Here is a 22,400-nt window from a genome sequence, read left to right as displayed (position 1 = left end):
ATTGGATGACAGAAGTTCTTCAAAAGGAAGCAGCTTTGGAGACAGAACTGATACAAAAAGCGAAAAAAGCGAAAGCGGCAGCGGGGGAACTCGCGAAAGCCGACACCACCCTGAAAAATAAAGCATTAGAACTCATCTCTCAGCAGCTAATGGCTGAAAAAGCTTTCATTTTAAAAGAAAACCTGAAAGACATTGAAGCGGGGCGTGCAAACGGCATGAGTGAATCGCTCGTCGACCGCCTTAAACTCGATGAAGAGCGTCTGGCGGATATGGCGGATGCGCTGATCCAATTGACCAAACTCACCGATCCAGTCGGTGAAGTGCTCGAACATTGGCAGCAGCCAAACGGCCTCGACATGACAAAAGTACGCGTACCGCTTGGCGTGGTGGGCATGATTTACGAAGCCCGCCCGAACGTCACGGTGGATGCGTCGAGCCTTTGCCTGAAAACCGGCAATGCCGTCGTCCTGCGCGGCAGTTCGACAGCGATCTACTCGAACACGGCCATTGTAGCGGTCATCCACCGCGCACTTGAACAAAGCGAATTGCCGGTCGATTCCGTACAATTGCTCGAAGATACGAGCCGGGAAGCGGCATCTGCCATGTTCAAGCTGAACGACTATTTGGATGTCTTGATTCCGCGTGGCGGCGCCAACTTGATCAAGACGGTCGTCCAGAATTCGACAGTGCCGGTGCTTGAAACGGGCGCAGGCAATTGCCACGTCTATATCGACGAGACGGCGGACAAGGACATGGCGATCGATATCGCTTTGAACGCGAAAACCCAGCGCCCATCCGTCTGCAACTCCTGCGAAACCATTCTCGTCCACGAGAAATGGGCTGAACAGCATCTGCCGGAATTGATTTCAGCGCTCCAGGCAAAAGACGTGAAAATCCATGGCGATGAAAAGACGCAGCAATCAGGCAGCAACATCATCCCGGCTGAAGAAGCCGATTGGGGCACTGAATACTTGGCTTATGAACTCGCGCTGAAAACGGTAGGAAGCGTGGATGAAGTGGTCAAGCATATCAACCAGTACGGCACGAAGCATTCCGAGGCGATCATTTCGGAACATGCGGAAAGCGTCCAGCAATTCTTCACGGAAGTGGATGCGGCAGCGGTTTATCATAACGCATCGACGCGTTTTACGGACGGTTTTGAATTCGGCTTCGGCGCCGAAATCGGCATCAGCACGCAAAAGCTTCACGCACGCGGTCCGATGGGCTTGCCGGCACTGACTTCAACGAAATACATTATTAAAGGCAACGGCCAAACAAAATAAAAAAAGCGGAGACTGCGGTCTCCGCTTTTTTCTGTTCATTATATAAATACATCAATAATCCGTTTTCGCTCGGCGGTGTTTCCACATCATCAGCTGATAGCGGACGGTGCAGCCAATGCAATAGCCCATCAGCGCCACGCCGGCTGCGATAATGACCATAGCGCCGAAAACAGTGGCGACGATCGGCAGGCCTGCTGCGAAAAACAGGAGGGAGAGCCCAAGGCAGACAGTGGCGATCCATTGATTGAACAATTGCTGGTCGCGATCTTCCTGCAGGTAGCTGTTTGGAGGATTCGGCAAAAAGCGGCGACCGAACGCAATAAGCGGATTTTTCTTGGTGATCAAGGTAACGACTCCAATGGCGAAAGGCACGAGCAGAATCAGCGGGTGGACGATGAGCCCGGCTAACACCGTGGCGACAAGAAAAGCTTGATTGAGTTGGACGAGCGGTTTTGGAATGGTCATTGTTAATCCCTCCGAGTTTTTTATGGCCAATCGGCTCTGAAAAAGCCGCGATCAGCACGAGAATGTGATGGCATAAAGTTTCCCCTTATTATACATAGTTGATTACTCGGAATAAAGAAAACAGCTCAAAAAACACTGTTCACATCAAACGAGAGATGAACAGCGAAGCAAGCCCAAAATAAATGAGCAATGAAAGGATATCGTTGATGGTCGTAATCAATGGCCCTGATGCGACTGCCGGGTCTATTTTCAGACGGTACAGAATGAGCGGGATAACGGTACCGGCGAGCGTCCCGATGATTAAGGTTAAAAGCAATGAACTTCCGACGACGAGCCCGAGCACCAGGCTGCCTTGCCAAACATAGGCGATGAGTAAAATCAACACGGCGCACGTGACGCCAATGATGATGCTGACCCGTAATTCGCGCAGGATGAGTTTGAACGTACCTTTTTTGTCGGGCTTTTGGCCAACCAGCCCGCGCACAACGACTGCGAGCGACTGGGTGCCGGTATTGCCGGTCATGCCGGCAATCATGGGCATGAAGAACGCCAAGGCGACCACTGTCTGCAAGGTGTCTTCAAAGCGGCTGATGATGCCACCGGAGATTAGCCCGATAAACAACAGCAAAATCAGCCAAGGCAACCGGCGGTAAGCCGCGACAAAAGGCGGGGTCTGGAAATCGATCGATTTACCGGATGCGGAAAGCTTTTCAATGTCTTCATTTGCTTCTTGCAACACGACATCGATGACATCATCGACGGTGATGATGCCGAGCAGCCGGTTTTCCGTATCGACGACGGGCAATGTGATAAAGTCATAGCGCCCGATAATGGCAGCCGCTTCTTCCTGGTCGGTCAAGGCATCGACTTTGACGACGCGTGTATACATGACATCGTCGATTTGTTCATCGAGTTCACCGAGGATCAAATCTTTATAGGAAACGACCCCAAGCAGTTTCTTGTCTTCATCGACGACATATAGATAGTTCAAATACTCGGCAATTTCCGCGAAATCTCGGATTTTATCGATTGCTTCACGGATGGTGTAATGGCGCGGAATCCAGACATAGCGGTTGTTCATGATGCGTCCCGCTGTTTCCGGCGGATAATTCATGGTCTTTTGGATATAGGAAGATTCCTCGCGATTCATGCGCGACAGGAGCTCTTCGATCATGGTTGGCTCTAAATCGGACAATAGGGAGACGAGATCGTCATTGTCCATCAAGTCGAGCACTTTGGTCGATTGGTCGACGGACATTCGTTCAAGCAAACGGACCTGGTCGTTCCGGTGAAGCTCCTGCATGAGCTCGGTCAATTGGCGGACCGTCAGATGAAGCAGGAAGCGTTCGCGATGCTTTTCGGGCAGATGGAGGTATTGGACCGCGATGTCGTAAGGCTGCAGCTCATCGAGTATGTGCTGGAAATCTTGCGTCCGACCGTCTTTCAATGATTGGATCAACGCTAAAGTAATTTCATTTTCTGTCATCGCAAGACGGCAGCTCCTTCCGGGGTGGCCTTAAGTGCGAGGCGGCCTCATTTCTTCTTTCCCCAAAAGGGAGACGGTCATGTTCATTTGTTTTTAAAACATCTTCATCATCGTTCAGGAGCATAATTGGCGATCAAGACGCCTTGGTCGGTCGAAAAGCTTGTCAGCAATTTGAACGCTTTTGGCGCTACGCCGTCGCGAAACAGTTTTTTTCCTTCGCCCAATAGCAGCGGGAAGGTCATCAAATGCAATTCGTCGACCAAATCATGTTCGATCAAGGTGTCGATGAGCTCGGCGCTGCCGTAGACGAGTAAGCGCTGGCCGGTTTTCTTCAGCCGTTTGATTTCATCGACGAAATCGTGGTTGATCAGGCGCGCATTCCACTCGGTCCGCTTCAGCGTGTGCGACACGACATATTTCGGGATTTCGTTCATCCGATCCGCAAAGCCATGCTCATCTTCAGCGGTCGGCCAAGTGGCAGCGAACCCGTCATACGTGACGCGCCCGAGCAGCAAAGCATCGTTGCTGTAAAGCTGGTTCAGTTGAAACTGGGCGAGTTCATCGTCCCAATAGGCTGCTGTCCATGACGGCTCTTCCATGACGCCATCGAGTGTCACATACATCGAAACAGTCAGTTTTCCCACGTGCATCTTCCCCTTTCCATAACAGGATGCCGGAAGCTTAGGCAATACGTTTACACTTCGGGATGAGGCGGGGAGAATCCTGCTTTGAACTATTCCGAATTCCGAAAAATCGATGTAATCTGAAAATTTCTGTGGCAATGAAATCAGTATAGTGGCAAAATAAATACAAGCATTCATTCCATTTTCACAAAGGGGTTAGAGAATATGAAAGAGGAGAAGAAACGTCCAAAACAGCAGGAGATCGAAGTGCCCTTTTGGCTGGCTTTATTGCCGCTGATTTTCATGGTGGCGGCCATGGCTGTCACGATCATTATTTTTGAAGGCAGCCCGCATATTCCCTTGCTTCTTGGCACGACGATCGCGGTCATTATCGCCTGGCGGTTGGGGTACCGCTGGCATATGATCGAAGAAGGAGCTTACAAAGGAATCCGCCTCGCGCTTCCGGCATTGGTCATCATCATTATGGTCGGCATGATCATCGCTTCATGGATTGGCGGAGGCATCGTCGCGACGATGATTTATTATGGCTTGAAAATCATTACGCCGTCATTATTCCTTGTCACCATCTGTTTGATCTGCGCACTGGTTGCCGGAGCGATCGGCAGTTCCTGGTCAACGATGGGCACTGTCGGCATCGCCGGAATGGGCATTGGCGCGAGCATGGGGATTCCAGCGGCAATGGTCGCTGGAGCGGTCATCTCGGGATCTTATTTCGGGGATAAGATGTCGCCGCTGTCGGACACGACGAACTTAGCGGCAGGGGTCACGAACACCAATTTGTTCGTCCACATCCGCCACATGATCTACACGACCATTCCCGGCATGATCATTGCCCTCGGCGCTTACTTTTTCCTTGGCCGCCAGTTTGCCGGAAACTCGGTCGACAGCGCCAACATCAATACCATCCTGGCGTCGCTTGAAGACAATTTTGTCATCTCGCCGTGGCTCTTGCTCGTGCCTTTGGCGGTCATCGTATTGGTCATGAAGAAAGTGCCGGCGTTGCCGGCGCTCGGAATCGGCATCGTGCTCGGCTGGCTGTGCCACATTTTGGTGCAGGGTGGATCGGTCGCAGAAGCGGTCAATGCGCTGCATGATGGCTATGTCATCACGTCCGGCAACGAAGTGGTCGATTCCTTGTTCAATCGAGGCGGCATCGATTCGATGATGTTCGTGATTTCCTTGACGATTTTCGCCATGACGTTTGGCGGCGTATTGGAGCACACGGGCATGTTGAAATCGATCGTCACCAAGATCTTGATGCTGGCAAAAACAGCCGGCAGCCTGATCGCTGCGACTGTTGCGTCCGCGTTCTTAACGAATGTCACGGCATCTGAACAGTATATTTCGATTCTATTGCCTGGCCGAATGTATGCGCGGGCTTATCAGGACCAAGGCTTGCATTCTAAAAACCTGTCGCGCGCACTGGAAGACGGCGGGACGATCACCTCGCCGTTCGTTCCGTGGAACACATGCGGCGTGTTCATCCTGGCGACGCTCGCGGTCCATCCATTCGCCTATGCGCCGTATGCGGTGTTGAATTACTCGGTACCGATCATCGCCATCCTCATGGCGTTCCTCGGCTGGAAAGTCGAATTCATGACCGATGAGGAAATGCAGAAGCTCAAAGACCGTGAAGCGCGCATGGAAATGGATGCGCAGGAAGAACCGGTATAAAAACAGTAAAACGGCTCATGCCCTAAAAATAGGGGCATGAGCCGTTTTTTTATTTCTTCATCAATAAATAGACAAAATACGGTGCGCCGATCAATGCGGCCATGACGCCCGCCGGAATACCCGACGGTTCAAGCAAGTTGCGGCCGATCGTGTCAGCCGCGAGCAATAGCCAGCCACCGAGCAGGATGGCGACGGGCAGGAACAATTGATGGCGCGGCCCGACAAGCGCTTTTGCGAGATGCGGGGCCATCAAGCCTATAAAGGCGATGCTGCCGGTGACAGAAACTGCAGCGGCAGCAAGCGCGACGGCAGCAAGCAAAAGGACGGCGCGTTCTTTGCCGATATTGAGCCCGAGACCGATTGCGGCGGATTCGCCGAGCCCGAGGATGTTCAGCCGGTTCGCTTTATACAGAACATATGGAATCAACACGACAAGCCAAGGCAAAAGCGCCAGGATAAACGGCCAGTCGGTGCCCCAAATGGAACCTGCGAGCCACTGGGCAATGAAATCCACTTTTTCTCGTTCTGCAGATGAAATCAGGATAATCATGACGCCGGATAACGCCATGGAAAACCCGATCCCGACCAGGACGAGACGGACCGGTTGAAGGCCTGTGCGCGGATCGCGGGAGAACAAGTAAATCAGAATCGCCGTGATAAACGCGCCTAGAAACGCAACGAACGGCAATAGGAAAGCAAAAGAGCCCGGCTCTACAGGGATGAATAAAAAGAAAACGGCAATGGCGACACCGGCGCCGGAATTGATGCCGATGATACCAGGGTCGGCCAAATCATTGCGTGTAATGCTCTGCAGCACTGCGCCGGATAACGCGAGTGCCATCCCCGCCAGGAATGTAATGAGCAGCCTTGGCATCCGGATGGAATACAGCACAAACTCTTCTTTAAAATCACCTTGTCCCATCAAAACGGGCACAATCCGGCCAAAGCCGAGCGTCGAATAGCCGAGCCCCAAACTCAAGACAGCGGTGATCAAAAGAATAATGGTGAGCACAATCAAAGTGATGCGCTGCTTGCGGATCAAATGTTGTTGGATCATGTGAACGCACCTCCACCTTTACGGACAATCAGCAGGAAGAACGGCAAGCCAAGCATGGCGACCACCGCTGCGACCGGCGTTTCAAATGGTGCGTTGACCGTGCGTCCGAACAAATCGGCGAGCAGCATAAAGATGGCGCCCGTGACGGCGGACATCGGAATGATGAAGCGGTAATCGCTGCCGACAATCACGCGGACGATATGCGGAATCATCAAGCCAATGAACGCCAAGTTGCCGGCCAAAGCTACTGCAGCGCCAGCAAGCAAGGTGACCACGACAAACAGCATCGCTTTGATCTGGCCGGTCTTTTGGCCAAGCCCGATCGCCGCTTCTTCGCTCAAGCTCAATACCGCCAATTGACGGGATAGCAATAAAGCGACAAACAAGGCAATGGTGATAAAGGGAATGATAATCTGCAGCTGTCCCCAAGACGTGCCGATCAAGCCGCCGGCGGTCCACATGGAGACGTCTTTAGAGATTTTAAACAGCAAGCCGATCGCTTCTGCAATGGCGGTCAAAAAAGCCGATACCGCGGCACCGGCCAAGACGATGCGAAATGGCGAAAAGCCACCGCGCCGCGAAGCCCCGATACCGAAGACGAGCCCGGCCCCGATGGCTGCCCCGATAAAGCAGGCGATCATGATGCCAAAGTAGTTGGCTCCTGGGATAAACGCCAAAGTCGCAGCCAGTGCTGCATTGGCGCCGGCAGTCAAACCGAGCAAACCGGGATCTGCCAGCGGGTTGCGGGTCATGCCCTGCATGATCGCGCCCGACACGGCGAGTGCTGCCCCGACGAAAATCGCAGCAACTTCACGCGGCAGGCGAATTTCCTGGATGACCGATATTTGCTGTCCGGTGCTGTCGGAAAATAGCGCCAGCCAAAGATTCTTCAGGCTGACATCAGCAGCACCAAAGACCATCGACACAACAAAAGCCAGCACAAGTGCCAGCAGGCTGATTCCAAATATGTATGAAAAACGGGCGTTATAACGCATGCATCATCATCTTTTCTATAGAAAGGATAAAGGGATTCCGCTTGGCAGAATCCCTTTTGTGTTTATTGGCCAAGGAATTTTTCCTGGAACAACTCAAGCTGGTAATCGAGTGAAATCGGATCGTTGAAGTACAATTTTTTCGCATCCGCTTCAAATACTTGGTCGTTCTTTACAGCTGGCGTGTTTTGGTAAAGGTCCGTTTCCTGGAAGGAATTATCCTGTTCGGAGTCTTTGCTGAAGATAACGTAATCGCCCATATATTCAGGGAGGACTTCTTGAGACAAGGCGTAGTACCCATCAGTAAGAGCCATTTCTTTCACTTTTTCCGGCATGTTCAAGCCCATTTCCTGATAGAGGATTTCGGTGCCGCGGCCCCAGTTGTCGCCGTATACGTACAATTGCTTATCAAAGTTCTCGATGACAGAGACGGTTGCATCTTCGCCAATCTCCGCTTTGATCTCTTCACCCGCAGCTTGTGCGCGTTCTTTAAAGTCGTCAACGAATGCTTGTGCTTCGTCTTCTTTATTCAATAGTTTCCCGATTTCCAGGTGTTGTGTCAAATAGTCGACTTTGCCGTAAGTAAAAGTGACAGTCGGGGCGATTTGCTCCAACTTGTCGACGTTTTGAAGAGTCGAGTAACCGATAATTAAATCCGGATCCAATTCAATGATTTTCTCCAAGTTCTCTTCCGACACTTCTTCTACGCCGTCCAAGTATGGTTCGTAGTTCGGGTTGTCGATCGCCCAAGCGTCGATGCCGGCAAGCGGCACATCAAGTGACATGACGTTTCCGCCGTAAGCCAAGGCTACCACTCGCTGCGGGTCAGCCGGAACTTCTACTGTGCCATTTTCTGATTCGTATTGGATGGTTTCGGCTCCGCTTGCTTCGCCTTCCGAACCGCCCGCTTCCTCTGTTGTTTCTTCTGTAGATCCACAAGCGGCAAGTGCCAGCATAACGAGTAAAGCGATGGACAAGAAAAGTAATTTTTTCATGATCTGGTTAAGCTCCTTTGATTAAGTTATATGTTAGGCAAATCGGTTTTTGTGTTCGTGGGTCAAGGCCGATTTCCGCATCGATGCGGAAAACTTCACGGAGTACGTCCGGAACGATCACTTCTTCGGGTGATCCGGCTTTGATAATCTGGCCGTCTTTCATCGCGACGATATGGTCGGCGAAGCGGGCGGCGTGGTTCAAATCGTGCAGCACCATGACGATGGTGCGTTCTTCCTCGGCATTGAGTTCGCGGAGCAGTTCCAGGATTTCCAATTGATGCGCCATATCGAGGTAAGTCGTCGGTTCATCGAGGAAAATCATTTCGGTTTCCTGCGCCAGTGCCATGGCAATCCAGACGCGCTGGCGCTGGCCGCCGGATAAGGCATCAACGGGATGGTATTTGAAAAATTGCGTGCCGGTCACATTGAGCGCCCAGTCGATCATTTCATAATCCCGTTTGCTGAGCTTGCCGAATCCTTTTTGGTAAGGAAAGCGGCCGTAAGAGACGATTTCACCGACGGTCAAACCGGCAGCGTTTTCCGGCGACTGCGGCAAAATGGCGAGCTTTTTCGCCAATTGTTTGGTTTTCTCTTCAGCGATTTGCTGGCCGTCGAGAATGACCGAGCCCGATTCGTGCGGAATGACGCGTGTCATCGCTTTCAAGAAAGTCGATTTCCCGCAGCCGTTCGGCCCGATAATCGCCGTGATTTTTTTATCTGGAATCGACAGGGACAAGCCTTTGACGATTTTCCTTTCGCCATAGCTGACTTCCAGGTTTTCTGTAAAAGGCGTCCCATCGACAGCCCTCCTTTTATTAAACCGTAATTTTGGAGCAAAAATAAAATGGGATATATGTTGATAATGATTCTCACTTTCATTACAATGTATACTATAAAGTTATTGAGAATCGTTGTCAATCGGAATTTACTATAGAACGGGGATGGAAAAAATGGCCAATCACGACATCTTTGACGTAACCATCATCGGGGGAGGTCCCGCCGGCTTGTATTCAGCTTTCTACAGCGGCCTTCGGGGCATGAAAACAAAAATTATCGAGTTCCAGCCGCGCCTTGGCGGCAAGCTTCATGTCTATCCGGAGAAAATGATCTGGGACGTCGGAGGGCAGACGCCGATCCGCTGCGAGCAGCTGATCACCCAATTGGTCGAACAAGGGCTCACTTTCGACCCAACGGTATGCCTGGATGAGAAAGTGGAAAGCATGAATAAGAACGAAGACGGTTTGTTTGTGCTGGTGGGCGCTTCGGGTGAAATCCATTACTCGAAATCGGTCATTGTCGCAGTCGGCGGAGGCATTTTGAAACCGCAGAAGCTGCAAATTGAAGGAGCCGAACGCTTTGAAGTGGCCAACCTCAATTATACAGTAAAAACACTCGAACGTTTCCGTGGCAGCACGGTGCTCATTTCAGGAGGCGGCAATTCGGCAGTCGACTGGGCGAACGAGCTCGAGCCGATCGCTGAAAAAGTCTATGTTATCCACCGCAAATCTGAAATGGCCGGACATGAAGCGCAAGTGCGCCAATTGCTTGAAAGCCGCGCTGAATGCCTACTGGATTCCGCCATCACACGGCTCGTGGCATCGGATGAAGGCGACCGCGTCGAGCTGGTGGAAGTGATGAACCAAGTGACGGGCGAGCGGCGCATGCTGCCGGTCGACCAGCTCGTCATCAACCACGGCTATGAGCGCGATGCGAGTTTATTGGAAAACAGCCCACTCGATCTGGAAACAAAAGACGACTTCTATTTGCAAGGCACGCCGGCAAGCGAAACTTCCGTACCGGGAGTGTTTGCGGCAGGCGACATTCTCCAGCATGACGGCAAGCTCAATTTGATCGCCGGCACGTTCACCGACGCCGCCAATGCCGTCAATAAAGCGAAAAAGTTCATCGAACCGGATGCTGCCAATATCGCCATGGTTTCTTCCCATAATGATGTATTCAACTCCCGCAACCAGGCGCTGAAAAAACAAGCCTTGCGCTGAGCGGTTTGTTTATGTCCGATGCTCCCAGGGTAGAGAAGAGCAGGACAGAACAACAAATCGGAGGAGGAACCACACATGGAATTAAAAGATTATGGTGCTGAATCATTTGTCGTCAATATCGAAGATGCGACAAAACAAAACGATACGTTCCGGACCGCTCTTTGGACCGGGAAAAACCTACAGGTCACATTGATGAGCATCGCAGCGGGCGATGACATCGGGCTAGAAGTCCACGAACACGGCGACCAATTCCTTCGCATCGAAGAAGGGGAAGGCCTTGTGCAGATGGGCGACAGTGAAGACAACTTAAGCTTTGAAGAAAAAGCGGAAGACGATTACGCCATCCTCATCCCCGCAGGCAAATGGCACAACGTCACCAATACAGGTGATAAACCGCTGAAGATCTATTCCATCTATGCACCGCCAGAACATCCGCACAGCACAGTGCACGAAACAAAAGCGGAAGCGGACGCAGCAGAAGAGGAAGAATAAGTGAAAATAAAGAACGGCCGACATAACTTGTCGGCCGTTCTTTATTTGCATCTGTTTAATGCGCTGAAGCGAGTTTGCGTTCTTTTTTTCCATGGAGGAAATAATACGGCACAATCAACGCAAGTACGGCGATTCCCAATAAGCCGTAAAGTGCACTGTAGCCGGTGAGCGGGATGATAAAGCCGAGGATATAAGGCCCCATGCCGAGCCCGCCGTCCATCGCGACAAAAAACGTCGATGTGGCAAGCCCCATCCGGTGGGGCGGGGTCAGCTTGATAGCGACCGCTTGCGTCGTCGATTGCATATTGCCGAACCCGAGCCCGATCAAAGCGCCCGCAAACAACAGCCCCAGGCTCGAATCAGCGGCACTCAGCAGCAACAGGCCGGCCGCGAGCGACACAAGCGCGGGGTACATGATGTAATTGGCGCCGTACAAATCCATGATGCGGCCAGTGAATGGGCGAGTCAGCAAGATGACGACAGCGTAGACCAGGAAGAAGAAACTTGCCGCTTCCACCAGCCCTTTATCATTGGCATAAAAATTGATGAACGACAAAACGCTCGAATAACTGAGCGCTATCAGGAACATGACAATGGCGATTGGCACAGCGTTCGCTTCTAAATAATTGGAAAGCTGAAAGCCCGATTTCACTTCTCCAGCAGGCGGTTTCTCCAGCGTCGGCACTTTTACGAACGTGCTGAGCGCTAGCGCGGACAAGGCGATCGCGACACAGGCAGCAAAAATCACATTATAGCCAGTCCATTGGCTCATTAATAAGCCGATAAATGGCCCGAAAGCTGCACCCAGCGTAGCACTCATGCTGAAATAGCCGATGCCTTCGCCTTTACGCGTATGAGGAATGACTTGAGCGGCGATCGTGCCCGCTGCGGTACTTGCGACTCCGAGCGTCACGCCGTGCAAGAAGCGGTTCAGCATCAGGAATGGCAAACCGAGCGGCAGGAAATACAGCGCGGTCATGCCGACAAACAAAGCAGAGCCGAGCACCAAGGCGCGTTTTCGGCCGATCATATCGAGTGTGCGGCCAATGACCAAGCGTCCCGCCAGCGCCCCCAGGATGAAGATCCCGGTGACGAGGCCGGCTTCACTGGTCGAAGCGCCGTATTCTTCGACGGCGTATAAAGCGATCGTGACGATCAATAAATAAAAAACGAGCAGTAGCAGAAAATGGACGACGGAAACGCCGATAAAGTCCCGCGTCCATAATTTAGGTTTGTTGTTACTCAACTGAAAGACTCCTTCGAAAGCACAGTAGCAGTGCTATGTATAATACATCTTCGGCTTTTGCCATTATTAACCGTAGCAGACCCCGGGTGTGCCGTCCAATATGCGGCACTTGAAAAAGCGCTGCCTCTTGAGGCGGCGCTTTCAGATCCTTACGGGTATGGGCGAAGCAAACAGGCATCTTGGCTTGTTCATTCCGAGGCGATATCCCTGTAAAACGTCGTCTGGCTTTTGCCGTTTTCCTTTGACACATAAAGCGCCGCATCGGCATAAGATAATAAAGTATAGAGATTTTCGGCGTTGTCCGGATAAATAGCGATGCCAATACTGCACCCGAGCTGGACACGGCCAGCCTCTACGGTGATCGGCTTGCTTAGCCGGTCGATCAGGCGCTGCGCCAATTGCCTTGTCGGCAACTCGCCCATTCCCTCGCAAGGGAACAATAACACAAACTCATCCCCGCCAATCCGGGAAATGAACGCCTCTTCAGGCAGTTCCGCCATTAGCCGTTCGGCCACTTTCTGCAGTACATGGTCGCCCGCTAAATGCCCTAAGGTATCGTTGGCTTTTTTGAAGCCATCCAGATCCAAATAGAAAAAGGCTAATTGTTCTCCGTCGGTGTGCGCTCGTTTCATCATTCGGTCAGCGGCTTCTTCGAGTGCGATACGGTTCGGCAAGCCCGTCAGCGGATCGCGCTGCGCCAAATCCTGCATGCGCACCAAATCGGATTCCGTCGTGCCAAGTGTCATGACCAGGCTCTCAAGCGAGTTGGATAAGTCTTCAATTTCACGGACTCCCGTATTTTTTGGCAGAACCAATTGGCTGCCTTTGCGGAAGGCTTTCGCTTTGTTGGAGATTTCATTGAGCGGGCGGCTGATGCGCCCGGCTACTAACCAGCCGGCTAAGGCAAAAAGAACAGCGCTTGCCAAACCGCTCAACATGATGATGCGGCTCAAGTCGCGGGCGGCGGCGAAGGCCGTTTCTTCGGGTTGGCGGACCAGCACAGTCCATTCAAGCCCCGGATACTCCCAATTGGTTCGGCCGCCGGTGAAGCCAGTTAAATACGAATTGCCATCTGGCCATTGTTCCAGTACCCAACCGGCTCGTTTTCCTTGTGACAGGGTGTAGGAATCGATCGGAAGCGGCTTGCCGAGAAATTGTTCAGGACCGAGAATGACGCGATTGTCCCCTGGGCTTAAGACGAAAACCTCCAGTTCATTTTCGCTGCGGTTGAGCGGTCGCAACACGAATTGCATCACTTCTTGTGCCCAATCCCAGCTCAAATGGGCGGCTACTACGCCGCCGAATGAACCATCCGAGTAAAAGAAAGGGACGCTGATATCGACAAATTCGAGCTCATGGCCGCCGGGATTCGGCAATAAGTCTGCCAAAAGCAGCGCTTCGTGGACATCGCCGACGTAATCCGCTTGGCGTGCTTCGGAATAAACGGGTCTATCGGACAAGTCCATTCCTTCCAGCAATTCGTTAGTGGAAGCAGTCACGACGCCGGCCGAATCGGTGATGCCAATCCAGGAAAAAGCCGGCACTTGGTCTTGCAGCATTTCAAGCGTGGCACGCTTTTCTTCAATGGACGTAGTCAGCGCAAGTTCTTCGATTTCCCCGAAGGTCTTGATTTCGCTATAGCGTCCCCACATGTATTGATCCAGTCGGTCTTTCATCTGGAACGCTGCACTCGATAAGGCATTGCCCCGTTCTTCTTCCAGCCGCTTCGTGCTCACTTCGGAGACGAGGACGCTGAGTACAGCAGCAAAAAGCAGGATGAAGACCGCGAATATCAGGCCCCAGTAATTTCTCAGCGATAATGATTTCATATGTATCCCTTCCAGAATAGGTAATTTTCACGAACACTTTAAGTATATCAAAAGTCCTGCATAAAAGGGGAAAGAAGGCAAAAAGAAACAGGCAGCAAAAGCTGCCTGTTTCCATTATTTAGCTGCTTCGATGACCGAAGCAATTTTTGTGATGACGAGTTGGCTGCCGAGCATCGGCGACTCATTTTTCTCTTCGCCTTCTGCTGGTTCAGGACGTTTATGGGCTTGCCTGAAAACATCGCTGGATTTCCATGCTTCGTAATTGTCGAGTGTTTCCCAGTACATATTGACGTTCAGTTCATCGTATTCTTCCAGGTCCTGCGTGACGGTCACTTCGACTTTATGGAAGCCTTCCATTTCCTGCAATGCGCCTGGACGGGTGAAGTTGGGTGCCATTTTTTCAGCAAATCCCGGTTTCATTTTAATGCGGTTGGTTACGATATACATAACTGCATGTCTCCTTTTTCAATGGGATACGAGATACTCCCACTGTATCACAGAGCTCCATGTTTTGTCCGCAGCGAGTCGTGTTAAGCCTTGGCCGTGCCGCGTCTTTTCTCGCTTTGGTCGATCAATTTCGAGCCAGCCAAATCGCCTGTCACATTGAGCATTGTGGCGCCCATGCCGACAAGTGCATCGATTGCTGTCAGTAGCGCGACGGCTTCCATCGGCAATCCAAGCTGGACGAAGACAGTGGCGATCATGACGATGCCAGCGCCTGGAATGCCGGCGGTTCCGATGGTTGCGAGCGTGCCGATCAAGACGACCATGAACATTTCAGACAAGCTGAGCGGGTCACCGATGATGTTGGCAGCAAATATGGCTGAAACGGCGATGCGGATGGCCGCACCATCCATATTGATTGTCGCGCCGAGCGGCAGGCTAAAGCCGTACAAACTTTTCGGGATGCCGAGCCCGCGCGCCGCATCAAGCGTCAATGGCAAGGTGCCGGAGCTGCTTTGCGTGACGAACGCCGTTAGCATCGGTGTCCGCGCGTGTTTGAAGAAATGCAGTGGATTGACTTTGAACACCAGCATGGCGATCGTATAGAGCGCAATCTGCACCGCGATGGCGATGTAAAGAACGGCGACCATGCCGAGCAGCGATCCCAGTGTATCCAATCCTTGCGAACCGACTGTCTGCGCCATGATGGCGAAAATGCCGATCGGCACGTATTGAAGGATCGCTTTCAAGACGATCAAAGTCGCTTCGTTCAACGCGTTGATCGTTTTCATCAGATGGTTGCCAAGTTCGCCGAATTCCGCAGAGCTTCTCATATAGGAGATGGCGATGCCGAACGCGAACGCCGTAAAAATGATCCCGAGCAAGTTCATTTCACTGAATGCCGAGATGATATTGGACGGTACAATGTTCAACAGAACACTTGTAAAGCCGGGGTTGTCCGGAACATCAAAGGTTTCCGAGCCGTCGAGCTGCATGCCCGAACCCGGCTGGAAAATACTTGCGACCGTTAAGCCGACCACGATGGCGAATGCCGAACTCAATGTATAGAACAGAAAGACTTTTCCGCCCATTCGGCCTAGGTCGCCGATTTTCGATTGGTTGATTCCGACGATCAAGGTGAAGAAGATGAGTGGCACAATCAGGAAGGTCAAGAGCCGCAAGAGCAGATCCCCAAGCGGTGCCAAGACGGCTGTGTCCGGCCCGAAGATCAAGCCGACGATAACGCCGAGGATGAGCGCCACAGTGATTTTTAAGATAAGCGATACATTTGTATAAGATTTCCAAAGAGCTTTCATAAGCGCCTCCTTTATTTTTCATTTATTTTTAAAAACCATATAAACTTAGTCGGATTTGACTTAATTACGATAGCCTATGCCCTTTGTTTTGTCAAAGAAGCGAACTCGGCAGGAGAACGAAGCGCAAAAGGCGAAAAAAAGAGAAACAAATCGCTGGTTATCAGAAAACTTAAAAAATATTCTATAATTTCCCAAAAGCTCATGATACGATAAGACTAGTAGCATAATGTAAGTCTGTATTAAGCAAAAGGGTGGGGCGATAAAATGGGTGGAGTCGGTGAAACAGACGGAATGGGTTATTACGAAGCGCAATACGACTGGGTATGGCCGCTGATCGGTTTTATTGCGGTCACGGTTCTGGCAATCATGGGCGTGAACTGGATCTTGCGCAAGATTTTAAGGGTCGAGCGCAAGAAGTTCTTTTCCAGTTCATCAAATTTCGTCAATAAGCGCCACGAAAAAGTGGATGCTTATTTCCGCTGGAGCGGGGCAGCGATTTCCATTGGGGCACTCTTCGTCTTTCAAGAAACCCGATCGTTTCTTCCTTTAGCTGCGCTGCTTGCCATCAACGGGGTGCAAGGGGCGTACACTGTTTATATGGAAAGAATCCATTCTGACAATCCGAATGATTATAAATATAGCTTGCTTCAATTCGCGACCGGTACAGTCATTGTCGTTACGTCTATGTTTGCGTTCTTCCCGGATTTTTCCGAATTCATATTGGATGATATCCGTTTGCTGGCTGATCTCGTGAATTAAATGAGGGAAGTATGGTGTAGTGCCGCCTGTTAAACGGATAATTCTTTTATGTGCGCATACGGATTTTTATCCGGAAGCGGTGGCGTGTTTTTTTATGAATTTGATTGAGGGATTCTTAATAGAAGGAGGAGTGCGGTATGGTTCATCAAGGAAAAGTGCAGCGCTGGCTGCTCGTCATCATGTTATTGGCTGTCAATTTGCCGCCGCTGCTCCTGAGTTCGTTTCCAGATGGGTTTGCGCTGTATTTTCAATTCTTCGTTTCGGCACTGATCGTACTGGCTTTGTTCATCCAAGCGCTCGTTAAAGTCCGGGACAGCAATATCATTTACCGTGTCGAATTGTGGGGCCTGCCGCTTTATTATAAAACGGTTTACACCGAGGAGATTCGCCGCATTGAGTTCAAGCGCAGCAATTGGGCGTCGAAAGTGGCGATGGTCCGTGTGAAAAAAGGCATTGATATGCGCTTTGCTTTATTTGGCGACGGACTATTCGAGGATTTATCGCAATTTGCCAAACGCAACGATCTGGAACTCCGCAAGTCCAAAGATTATCAAACCATCGAAAAGCTTGGCAGCAATAGACTTCGCTAGCAGAAGAAGTCTGAAAAATGTTTCACGTGAAACAGCGAAAGGAGCAAGTGGACATGCAATTGGAGAGTGAGCGTTTGCTGCTGCGCCGTTACCGCGATGAGGACTTTGAATTCTTGTATTCGCTGTTGAAACAGCCGAAAGTCATGCAGCATATCGGGGACGGCAAAGTGAAGAGCCGCCAGCAAGCTTTTGAATTCCTCTACTGGATTTACCGCATGTACAGGGAGCATCCTGAGCACGGCTTGTTTTTGCTGGTGCGGAAAGAAGACGGCAAGCGGATCGGCCATGCCGGGCTGGTGCCGCAATCGGTAGATGGGCAAGCGGAACTTGAAGTTGGCTACTGGCTTGCACCGGAATTCTGGGGCTTTGGCTATGCCCGTGAAGCTGCACGGTTGCTTTGTGCGCGCGGTTTCGTGGAGCAAGGCCAACACGCACTCATTTCACTCATTCAACCGGATAACCAAGCCTCGCAGAAAGTAGCAAAAGCACTTGGCATGGAATGCGGAGAACCGGTTTTGCGCAACGGACAATACGTACTCGTTTACCGGGTGCAAAAGGAGCGATGGCATGCAATTTCCCACACTTGAGACGGAGCGGTTATTGCTGACGGAAATTACGGAGCAGGACACTGACCGTTTTTTCGCGCTCTTACAGCGTGAAGACGTAACTTATTATTACGGCATGGATCGGCTATTGGAGAAAGAAGAGGCGCTCGAGATGATCCGCGCTTTTCGCGTCGTGTTTGAGTTCATGCGCGGTATGCGCTGGGGGATCCGCTTGCGCGGGGAAGGAGAATTGATCGGAACAATCGGGTTCAACCAGCTTCAGCTGCGCTCGAAAAAGACCGAAGTCGGCTATGAATTGCATCCGGATTATTGGCGCAAAGGGCTGATGGAAGAAGCGCTTGCGGCCGTACTGGCCTATGCATTTGATGAGCTTGGGCTTTACCGTGTAGGCGCCACAACTTATCCGGCCAATACCGGGTCGAACCGGCTGTTGAAGAAAATGGGCTTTACGGAAGAAGGGCGGCTCCGTGGCTATTTGTATCAACGCGGAGAGTCGCACGATGCATTGATCTTTTCGCTGTTGGCCCCTGAATGGCATATGCAGCAACGAGACAATCGATGACGAGAAGGGAAGCGGCAAGATGTTAGGAAAACAAGGATTCAATGAATGGGCAGTGGAATACGACGACACGGTCCGCGAAAGCGAGCGCCAAGGGACGTATCCGTTTGCGGGTTATAGCAATGTGCTGACAGAGATTTTCGAGGCAGTTGACGAGAAACAACAGTCGTCGATTTTGGATATCGGCTTTGGGACCGGTGCATTGGCGTCTGCTTTATACGACAAAGGGCATCGTATTTTCGGGATTGATTTTTCATCTGAAATGATTGAGCGAGCCGAGAAGAAAATGCCGGAAGCGCAGCTGGTGGAATGGGACATGGCGGATGGCTTGCCGCCTGCTTTTGACGGGCTGTTTTTTGATTGCATCGTCAGTACATACGCACTTCATCACTTGGAAGACGTGGATAAATGGAGTTTCCTCAAGCAATTGCTGAAAAGGCTGGCGCCGGGAGGCACATTATGGATCGGCGATATCGCTTTTCGGACAACGGAAGACCGTCAAGCTTGCCGGAATGAATACGAAAACGTCTGGGACGGTGACGAAGCTTATGTCGTTTTTGACGAGCTCGAAGCGTCCTTGTCCAATATCGCAAAATGTGAATTCAAAGCACATTCCCATTGCGGTGCCGTTATTCAATTGCGCCCCGAGTGCCCGTTTTGCCATCCGGTTTACGACACGGAACAGCGCATCGTTTTTGAAACCGCCAATTGCTGGTTCTTGCAGCACGAGAAAGCGCAAGGCGTGCTCGAAGGATCGGGTGTCATTGTCCCGAAACAGCATCGCTCGTCGCCGTTCGAACTGACGCCCCAAGAATGGCAGGAGACACAGGAGCTGCTTAGGCTTGTGAAACCTTTCCTCGAGAAGATAGTGCCCGACGGCTATACGCTCGGCTGGAATGTCGGGGAAGCATCCAATCAATCGATCGGCCATAGCCATCTCCATGTCATCCCGCGTTTCAATGACGAACCGTATGCCGGAAAAGGCTTGCGCCATTGGCTGAAAAAACCTGAAAACCGTCGTCCTGGCAAAAGCGGGGATGCACGGTGAAAGTTAAAGAACAGGCAATGACAGAAGAAAGCGCACGGGACATCCTCGCCTGGCGCTATCCGTATCCTTACGATTTCTATAACGGGGAAGCGTCGGAGGAAAGTTTGCAAGAGCTGATGAACGGCAGCTACCGGGTGGTGACGGAGCACGGGGAGTTGTTCGGTTTTTATTGCACGGGTAAGGGTGCGCAAGTGCCGGCCGGCCATGCATCGAACGCTTATCCGGATGGGCCGGTCGATTTCGGGCTCGGCATGAAACCGGAAAAAACCGGAGCGGGGCGAGGTGCTGCGTTTGTGGATTTTTTGCTCAGTGAAATCAACAAGCGCCATCCCGGACAAGCACTGCGCCTCACCGTCGCCCAGTTCAATGCGCGTGCGATCCGTTTGTATGAAAGGGCTGGATTCGTGAAGACCGGTGAATTCAAAAACGACTACGCTGCGTTCCAAGTGATGCTGAAGGGTGAGTGACTTTCGGCTGGCGTAAGCATCTGCTATAGTAAAAACAGGGTGGTATCCATCAGGAACTGCACCTGTAAAAAAGCTTAACAACTCAATAGATCTGCCTTGATCTGAAAAACGACAGGGACGGAGAAACCGACACAATCAAATTCTGTCCGTCCGCTTTTTTGCGGCGGGCTTTTTTCAAAGGTTTCCTTCCCGGAAGGAGAGAACAATGGAAAATACAGCTTCATTGATGAAGATGAAACAGCAAGGGAACAAGATTGCGATGCTGACGGCTTACGATTATCCGTCCGCCAAAATCGCGGAAGCGGCGGGGATGGATGTGCTGCTTGTCGGCGATTCGCTCGGCATGGTCGTGCTCGGCTACGATTCAACCGTCAAGGTGACGGTCGAGGATATGGTCCATCACGGGAAAGCGGCACGGAGAGGGGCAATGGACACGTTCCTCGTCGTTGATATGCCGTTCGGCTCGTTTCACGGCAGCTGGGACCGCACGCTTGAAAATGCCATGCGAATCTTCCAGCAAACGAGCGCACAAGCCTTGAAACTCGAAGGCGCAGGAGAAGTACTTGAAGTGACAAGAAAGCTTGTTGGAGCCGGCATTCCAATTGTCGCCCATCTCGGTTTATTGCCGCAATCAGCGGCTGTGCTCGGCGGCTATAAAGTGCAAGGCAAAACAGCCAGCGCTGCCAAGCAATTGATCGAAGACGCCAAAGCGTGCGAAGCGGCAGGAGCCTGCATGCTCGTACTCGAATGCATCCCGCATCAATTGGCTGCCCAAGTCACGAAAGAACTCAACATTCCGGTCATTGGCATCGGCGCCGGCAACGAAACCGACGGGCAAGTGCTCGTCTACCACGACACCGTTAAATACGGCTCGCACCATTTGCCGAAATTCGTCCAGTCCTATGCAGAAGCAGGCGAGACCATGCAACAAGGGCTCGCCCAGTACGTCGAAGAAGTAAAGAGCGGCGCGTTCCCGAAAGAACAGCACCGCTTCACGATGAAAGAAGAAGAACTCGAGCAGCTATACGGGTCGAAATAAAAAAAGATTGCCTTCTAAGCCATTTTCATGGCGGATGAGGGCAATCTTTTTTAATGGTTGCTTTTGGAAGTGTAGCCAATATACAAAAAGCCAAGGCCGGTAATCAAAGTCACAAGTGCGAAGGCCATGCCGACAGCGCTCGCCCCGATTCCGGAGCCGACAAAGGGGCCGATGATTCGAAGGAACACTGCCATCACCAGAAAAGGCAGCAGGAAAACCGTAATGTATCCGGAATGGATCCACCGATGAGCTTGCTTGCCAGCGAAGGCTTTCACCGAAAAAATCAGCAAAGCAATATACCCAGCCAATACAAAAATCATGAAAAGCCCCCAATTCTATTTGTAGTCAACGGATTATGGTTCCTGAAAGCCGAACTTCACGACAAATAGCAAGAAAGCATATAGCACGAAAAGAACAGCATGCCCGCTAGTGAGCAGCATTCGGTAAACAGTCCGGACCCCGAACCAAGCCGCAGTGAATCCGATCACAGCCAGCACGAGCGGCGAGTAAAAACCGAGCGCAAATAACCCCTCGAATAAAAGTGTCCCTAACCGGCTGCTAGAATACGCGAAGGGGATGAGCAGGGCGAGAAATAACAGGAACGAAAAGATGGACAGCAATTTCTGTTTCATTGAAGGAACCCCCTCGTTTATTAGGATAAACCCGTTCAATAAGCCATGTATGCTCCCACCGCGAGAACTACTATAATCGCCAACGCCCGGATCCAGATCAACTTATCGCTGATGCCAGCTTTCTTTTCCAAATAGTATATGTAGTGAACTAAGATGATCAGCCCAGCGCACGGCAGAAAAAACTTAGCGGGATCCGTATCCACATTGCCGATAACCAATCCAAAGATGCCAAAAGTCAAAAGCAACATCCCTATAGCGCCGATGCTTAACGAAAAGTATGGGTTTTGTATCTTTTCTTTTCTTGATTGATTCGAATCCATTGCTCCACCTCATTATTAGAAATTGCTTTAACTCTCTGCTTAAGCTGAGAAGGTTGCTAAAACAAACGGTGAAATTATCAGCAAAACAGAAGCGGAGACCAATAAAATCGTAATCGGCCGATGCAGTTTGTCGCGCCTTGTTCCTTGATACCAACCCGAGAACTGCAGCTTATTGCGGTACAACACAAAAATCAGCACTAACACCGCGACGCCGCCGAGCCACCGATATGGTTCGGTATCAGGGCTGTTCGCATAAAATCCTGCCAAAATCAATCCACCGTCCATTCCCAGGATCACCAAGATGGCAATCACGCGGATTAGTTCGAGAAGTGTTTTCATCCTAATCTTCCTTTCCAATCTTCATATTTCTACGAATTGAATTATTGTCTTTGCAAATGACTATTATATAGAAAGAAATCTGTTTATTTCCTTCAGTCTAACATATAAAAGGAAGAATTTAACTTCTTAGCAGAATTCGATAGATGCAAAAAAGGCAG

Annotated in this window: 26 protein-coding genes and 1 pseudogene; 12 read left to right on the top strand and 15 right to left on the bottom strand. The window is 51.1% G+C overall.

Features of this window, described 5'->3' with window-relative positions:
• Positions 1-5 precede the first annotated feature (5 nt).
• Positions 6-1,283, top strand: coding sequence for a glutamate-5-semialdehyde dehydrogenase (locus CW734_RS17570; protein ID WP_101192016.1), 1,278 nt, complete (start codon positions 6-8; stop codon positions 1,281-1,283).
• Positions 1,284-1,334: 51 nt separating this feature from the next.
• On the opposite strand, the gene CW734_RS17565 is transcribed toward CW734_RS17570, so the two are convergent.
• From CW734_RS17565 to CW734_RS17555, 3 genes are all read right to left on the bottom strand, one after another.
• Positions 1,335-1,748, bottom strand: a complete 414-nt coding sequence (locus CW734_RS17565) for a DUF4395 domain-containing protein (protein ID WP_101192015.1) — start codon at positions 1,746-1,748, stop codon at positions 1,335-1,337.
• Positions 1,749-1,887: 139 nt separating this feature from the next.
• The gene (gene mgtE, locus CW734_RS17560; RefSeq protein ID WP_101192014.1) at positions 1,888-3,234 is read right to left on the bottom strand and encodes a magnesium transporter; all 1,347 of its coding nucleotides are present in this window, start codon (positions 3,232-3,234) and stop codon (positions 1,888-1,890) included.
• 107 nt (positions 3,235-3,341) lie between these two features.
• A complete protein-coding gene (locus CW734_RS17555; protein ID WP_101192013.1) occupies positions 3,342-3,878 on the bottom strand; it encodes a dihydrofolate reductase family protein in 537 nt (178 codons plus the stop codon).
• 204 nt (positions 3,879-4,082) lie between these two features.
• On the opposite strand from CW734_RS17555, the gene nhaC reads away from it, so the two are divergent.
• Positions 4,083-5,552: a Na+/H+ antiporter NhaC gene (gene nhaC, locus CW734_RS17550; RefSeq protein ID WP_058382371.1), complete on the top strand. Its 1,470-nt coding sequence runs from the start codon at positions 4,083-4,085 to the stop codon at positions 5,550-5,552.
• Positions 5,553-5,601: 49 nt separating this feature from the next.
• Here the strand turns inward: nhaC and CW734_RS17545 are convergent, their stop codons facing one another.
• From CW734_RS17545 to CW734_RS17530, 4 genes are all read right to left on the bottom strand, one after another.
• Complete coding sequence (locus tag CW734_RS17545) at positions 5,602-6,609, bottom strand: FecCD family ABC transporter permease (protein ID WP_101192012.1); 1,008 nt, start codon at positions 6,607-6,609, stop codon at positions 5,602-5,604.
• Positions 6,606-7,604, bottom strand: a complete 999-nt coding sequence (locus CW734_RS17540; RefSeq protein ID WP_083509202.1) for a FecCD family ABC transporter permease — start codon at positions 7,602-7,604, stop codon at positions 6,606-6,608. The genes CW734_RS17545 and CW734_RS17540 overlap by 4 nt, the downstream gene beginning before the upstream one ends.
• Positions 7,605-7,666: 62 nt before the next feature.
• Positions 7,667-8,596: an iron-hydroxamate ABC transporter substrate-binding protein gene (locus tag CW734_RS17535; protein ID WP_101192011.1), complete on the bottom strand. Its 930-nt coding sequence runs from the start codon at positions 8,594-8,596 to the stop codon at positions 7,667-7,669.
• Between the two features lie 7 nt (positions 8,597-8,603).
• Positions 8,604-9,371 carry an ABC transporter ATP-binding protein gene (locus CW734_RS17530; protein WP_232787288.1) on the bottom strand — a complete coding sequence of 256 codons (768 nt, stop codon included), beginning with the start codon at positions 9,369-9,371 and terminating at the stop codon, positions 8,604-8,606.
• Positions 9,372-9,546: 175 nt separating this feature from the next.
• Between CW734_RS17530 and CW734_RS17525 the strand changes: the two genes are divergently transcribed.
• A complete protein-coding gene (locus CW734_RS17525; protein ID WP_101192009.1) occupies positions 9,547-10,596 on the top strand; it encodes an NAD(P)/FAD-dependent oxidoreductase in 1,050 nt (349 codons plus the stop codon).
• A gap of 75 nt (positions 10,597-10,671) precedes the next feature.
• A complete protein-coding gene (locus CW734_RS17520) occupies positions 10,672-11,088 on the top strand; it encodes a cupin domain-containing protein (RefSeq protein WP_101192008.1) in 417 nt (138 codons plus the stop codon).
• Between the two features lie 55 nt (positions 11,089-11,143).
• On the opposite strand, the gene CW734_RS17515 is transcribed toward CW734_RS17520, so the two are convergent.
• From CW734_RS17515 to CW734_RS17500, 4 genes are all read right to left on the bottom strand, one after another.
• A complete protein-coding gene (locus tag CW734_RS17515; RefSeq protein ID WP_101192007.1) occupies positions 11,144-12,334 on the bottom strand; it encodes an MFS transporter in 1,191 nt (396 codons plus the stop codon).
• A 188-nt stretch (positions 12,335-12,522) separates the two neighbouring features.
• Positions 12,523-14,163: a diguanylate cyclase domain-containing protein gene (locus CW734_RS17510; protein ID WP_101192006.1), complete on the bottom strand. Its 1,641-nt coding sequence runs from the start codon at positions 14,161-14,163 to the stop codon at positions 12,523-12,525.
• Positions 14,164-14,277: 114 nt separating this feature from the next.
• Positions 14,278-14,610: a heme oxygenase gene (locus CW734_RS17505; protein WP_101192005.1), complete on the bottom strand. Its 333-nt coding sequence runs from the start codon at positions 14,608-14,610 to the stop codon at positions 14,278-14,280.
• Between the two features lie 83 nt (positions 14,611-14,693).
• Positions 14,694-15,923 (bottom strand): dicarboxylate/amino acid:cation symporter, encoded by a 1,230-nt coding sequence (locus tag CW734_RS17500; RefSeq protein WP_101192004.1) that lies wholly within the window; start codon positions 15,921-15,923, stop codon positions 14,694-14,696.
• Positions 15,924-16,187: 264 nt separating this feature from the next.
• Here CW734_RS17500 and CW734_RS17495 point away from each other — a divergent pair, with 264 nt between their 5' ends.
• From CW734_RS17495 to panB, 8 genes and pseudogenes are all read left to right on the top strand, one after another.
• Positions 16,188-16,682 (top strand): DUF4181 domain-containing protein, encoded by a 495-nt coding sequence (locus CW734_RS17495; protein ID WP_058382380.1) that lies wholly within the window; start codon positions 16,188-16,190, stop codon positions 16,680-16,682.
• A gap of 137 nt (positions 16,683-16,819) precedes the next feature.
• Entirely contained in the window at positions 16,820-17,272 is a 453-nt protein-coding gene (locus CW734_RS17490; protein ID WP_101192003.1) for an isoleucine--tRNA ligase, read from the top strand.
• 17 nt (positions 17,273-17,289) lie between these two features.
• The gene (locus CW734_RS17485; RefSeq protein WP_232787126.1) at positions 17,290-17,859 is read left to right on the top strand and encodes a GNAT family N-acetyltransferase; all 570 of its coding nucleotides are present in this window, start codon (positions 17,290-17,292) and stop codon (positions 17,857-17,859) included.
• Positions 17,840-18,400, top strand: a complete 561-nt coding sequence (locus CW734_RS17480; protein ID WP_101192002.1) for a GNAT family N-acetyltransferase — start codon at positions 17,840-17,842, stop codon at positions 18,398-18,400. Before CW734_RS17485 ends, CW734_RS17480 begins: the two co-directional genes overlap by 20 nt.
• 19 nt (positions 18,401-18,419) lie before the next feature.
• Positions 18,420-18,944: pseudogene (locus tag CW734_RS17475) on the top strand (class I SAM-dependent methyltransferase); the annotation flags it as partial.
• Positions 18,945-19,028: 84 nt separating this feature from the next.
• Positions 19,029-19,445: an HIT family protein gene (locus tag CW734_RS18525; protein ID WP_180956247.1), complete on the top strand. Its 417-nt coding sequence runs from the start codon at positions 19,029-19,031 to the stop codon at positions 19,443-19,445.
• Positions 19,442-19,912 carry a GNAT family N-acetyltransferase gene (locus CW734_RS17470; protein ID WP_232787125.1) on the top strand — a complete coding sequence of 157 codons (471 nt, stop codon included), beginning with the start codon at positions 19,442-19,444 and terminating at the stop codon, positions 19,910-19,912. Before CW734_RS18525 ends, CW734_RS17470 begins: the two co-directional genes overlap by 4 nt.
• A 205-nt stretch (positions 19,913-20,117) precedes the next feature.
• Complete coding sequence (panB, locus tag CW734_RS17465; protein WP_101192001.1) at positions 20,118-20,951, top strand: 3-methyl-2-oxobutanoate hydroxymethyltransferase; 834 nt, start codon at positions 20,118-20,120, stop codon at positions 20,949-20,951.
• Between the two features lie 50 nt (positions 20,952-21,001).
• Here panB and CW734_RS17460 read toward each other — a convergent pair whose 3' ends face one another.
• From CW734_RS17460 to CW734_RS17445, 4 genes are read right to left on the bottom strand one after another with little or no spacing between them, the layout of a single operon-like run.
• On the bottom strand, positions 21,002-21,271 hold the full coding sequence (locus CW734_RS17460) for a hypothetical protein (protein ID WP_101192000.1): 270 nt from the start codon (positions 21,269-21,271) through the stop codon (positions 21,002-21,004).
• Positions 21,272-21,304: 33 nt separating this feature from the next.
• Positions 21,305-21,583, bottom strand: coding sequence for a hypothetical protein (locus tag CW734_RS17455; RefSeq protein ID WP_101191999.1), 279 nt, complete (start codon positions 21,581-21,583; stop codon positions 21,305-21,307).
• Between the two features lie 35 nt (positions 21,584-21,618).
• Positions 21,619-21,903 carry a hypothetical protein gene (locus tag CW734_RS17450; RefSeq protein WP_101191998.1) on the bottom strand — a complete coding sequence of 95 codons (285 nt, stop codon included), beginning with the start codon at positions 21,901-21,903 and terminating at the stop codon, positions 21,619-21,621.
• A gap of 39 nt (positions 21,904-21,942) precedes the next feature.
• Positions 21,943-22,242, bottom strand: coding sequence for a hypothetical protein (locus tag CW734_RS17445; protein ID WP_101191997.1), 300 nt, complete (start codon positions 22,240-22,242; stop codon positions 21,943-21,945).
• Positions 22,243-22,400 lie beyond the last annotated feature (158 nt).

It is taken from the genome of Planococcus sp. MB-3u-03, from assembly GCF_002833405.1.
Lineage (GTDB): Bacteria > Bacillota > Bacilli > Bacillales_A > Planococcaceae > Planococcus.
This window is presented reverse-complemented; position numbering and strand designations above follow the sequence as displayed.

Coding starts and splice junctions, on each gene's coding strand:
- CW734_RS17445 (WP_101191997.1), bottom strand. CDS start 22,242: ATGAAAACACTTCTCGAACTAATCCGCGTGATTGCCATCTTGGTGATC.
- CW734_RS17495 (WP_058382380.1), top strand. CDS start 16,188: ATGGGTGGAGTCGGTGAAACAGACGGAATGGGTTATTACGAAGCGCAA.
- CW734_RS17480 (WP_101192002.1), top strand. CDS start 17,840: ATGCAATTTCCCACACTTGAGACGGAGCGGTTATTGCTGACGGAAATT.
- CW734_RS17535 (WP_101192011.1), bottom strand. CDS start 8,596: ATGAAAAAATTACTTTTCTTGTCCATCGCTTTACTCGTTATGCTGGCA.
- CW734_RS17490 (WP_101192003.1), top strand. CDS start 16,820: ATGGTTCATCAAGGAAAAGTGCAGCGCTGGCTGCTCGTCATCATGTTA.
- CW734_RS17510 (WP_101192006.1), bottom strand. CDS start 14,163: ATGAAATCATTATCGCTGAGAAATTACTGGGGCCTGATATTCGCGGTC.
- CW734_RS17505 (WP_101192005.1), bottom strand. CDS start 14,610: ATGTATATCGTAACCAACCGCATTAAAATGAAACCGGGATTTGCTGAA.
- panB (WP_101192001.1), top strand. CDS start 20,118: ATGGAAAATACAGCTTCATTGATGAAGATGAAACAGCAAGGGAACAAG.
- nhaC (WP_058382371.1), top strand. CDS start 4,083: ATGAAAGAGGAGAAGAAACGTCCAAAACAGCAGGAGATCGAAGTGCCC.
- CW734_RS17545 (WP_101192012.1), bottom strand. CDS start 6,609: ATGATCCAACAACATTTGATCCGCAAGCAGCGCATCACTTTGATTGTG.
- CW734_RS17500 (WP_101192004.1), bottom strand. CDS start 15,923: ATGAAAGCTCTTTGGAAATCTTATACAAATGTATCGCTTATCTTAAAA.
- CW734_RS17570 (WP_101192016.1), top strand. CDS start 6: ATGACAGAAGTTCTTCAAAAGGAAGCAGCTTTGGAGACAGAACTGATA.
- CW734_RS17525 (WP_101192009.1), top strand. CDS start 9,547: ATGGCCAATCACGACATCTTTGACGTAACCATCATCGGGGGAGGTCCC.
- CW734_RS17460 (WP_101192000.1), bottom strand. CDS start 21,271: ATGATTTTTGTATTGGCTGGGTATATTGCTTTGCTGATTTTTTCGGTG.
- CW734_RS17455 (WP_101191999.1), bottom strand. CDS start 21,583: ATGAAACAGAAATTGCTGTCCATCTTTTCGTTCCTGTTATTTCTCGCC.
- CW734_RS17565 (WP_101192015.1), bottom strand. CDS start 1,748: ATGACCATTCCAAAACCGCTCGTCCAACTCAATCAAGCTTTTCTTGTC.
- CW734_RS17485 (WP_232787126.1), top strand. CDS start 17,290: ATGTTTCACGTGAAACAGCGAAAGGAGCAAGTGGACATGCAATTGGAG.
- CW734_RS17450 (WP_101191998.1), bottom strand. CDS start 21,903: ATGGATTCGAATCAATCAAGAAAAGAAAAGATACAAAACCCATACTTT.
- CW734_RS17520 (WP_101192008.1), top strand. CDS start 10,672: ATGGAATTAAAAGATTATGGTGCTGAATCATTTGTCGTCAATATCGAA.
- mgtE (WP_101192014.1), bottom strand. CDS start 3,234: ATGACAGAAAATGAAATTACTTTAGCGTTGATCCAATCATTGAAAGAC.
- CW734_RS17540 (WP_083509202.1), bottom strand. CDS start 7,604: ATGCGTTATAACGCCCGTTTTTCATACATATTTGGAATCAGCCTGCTG.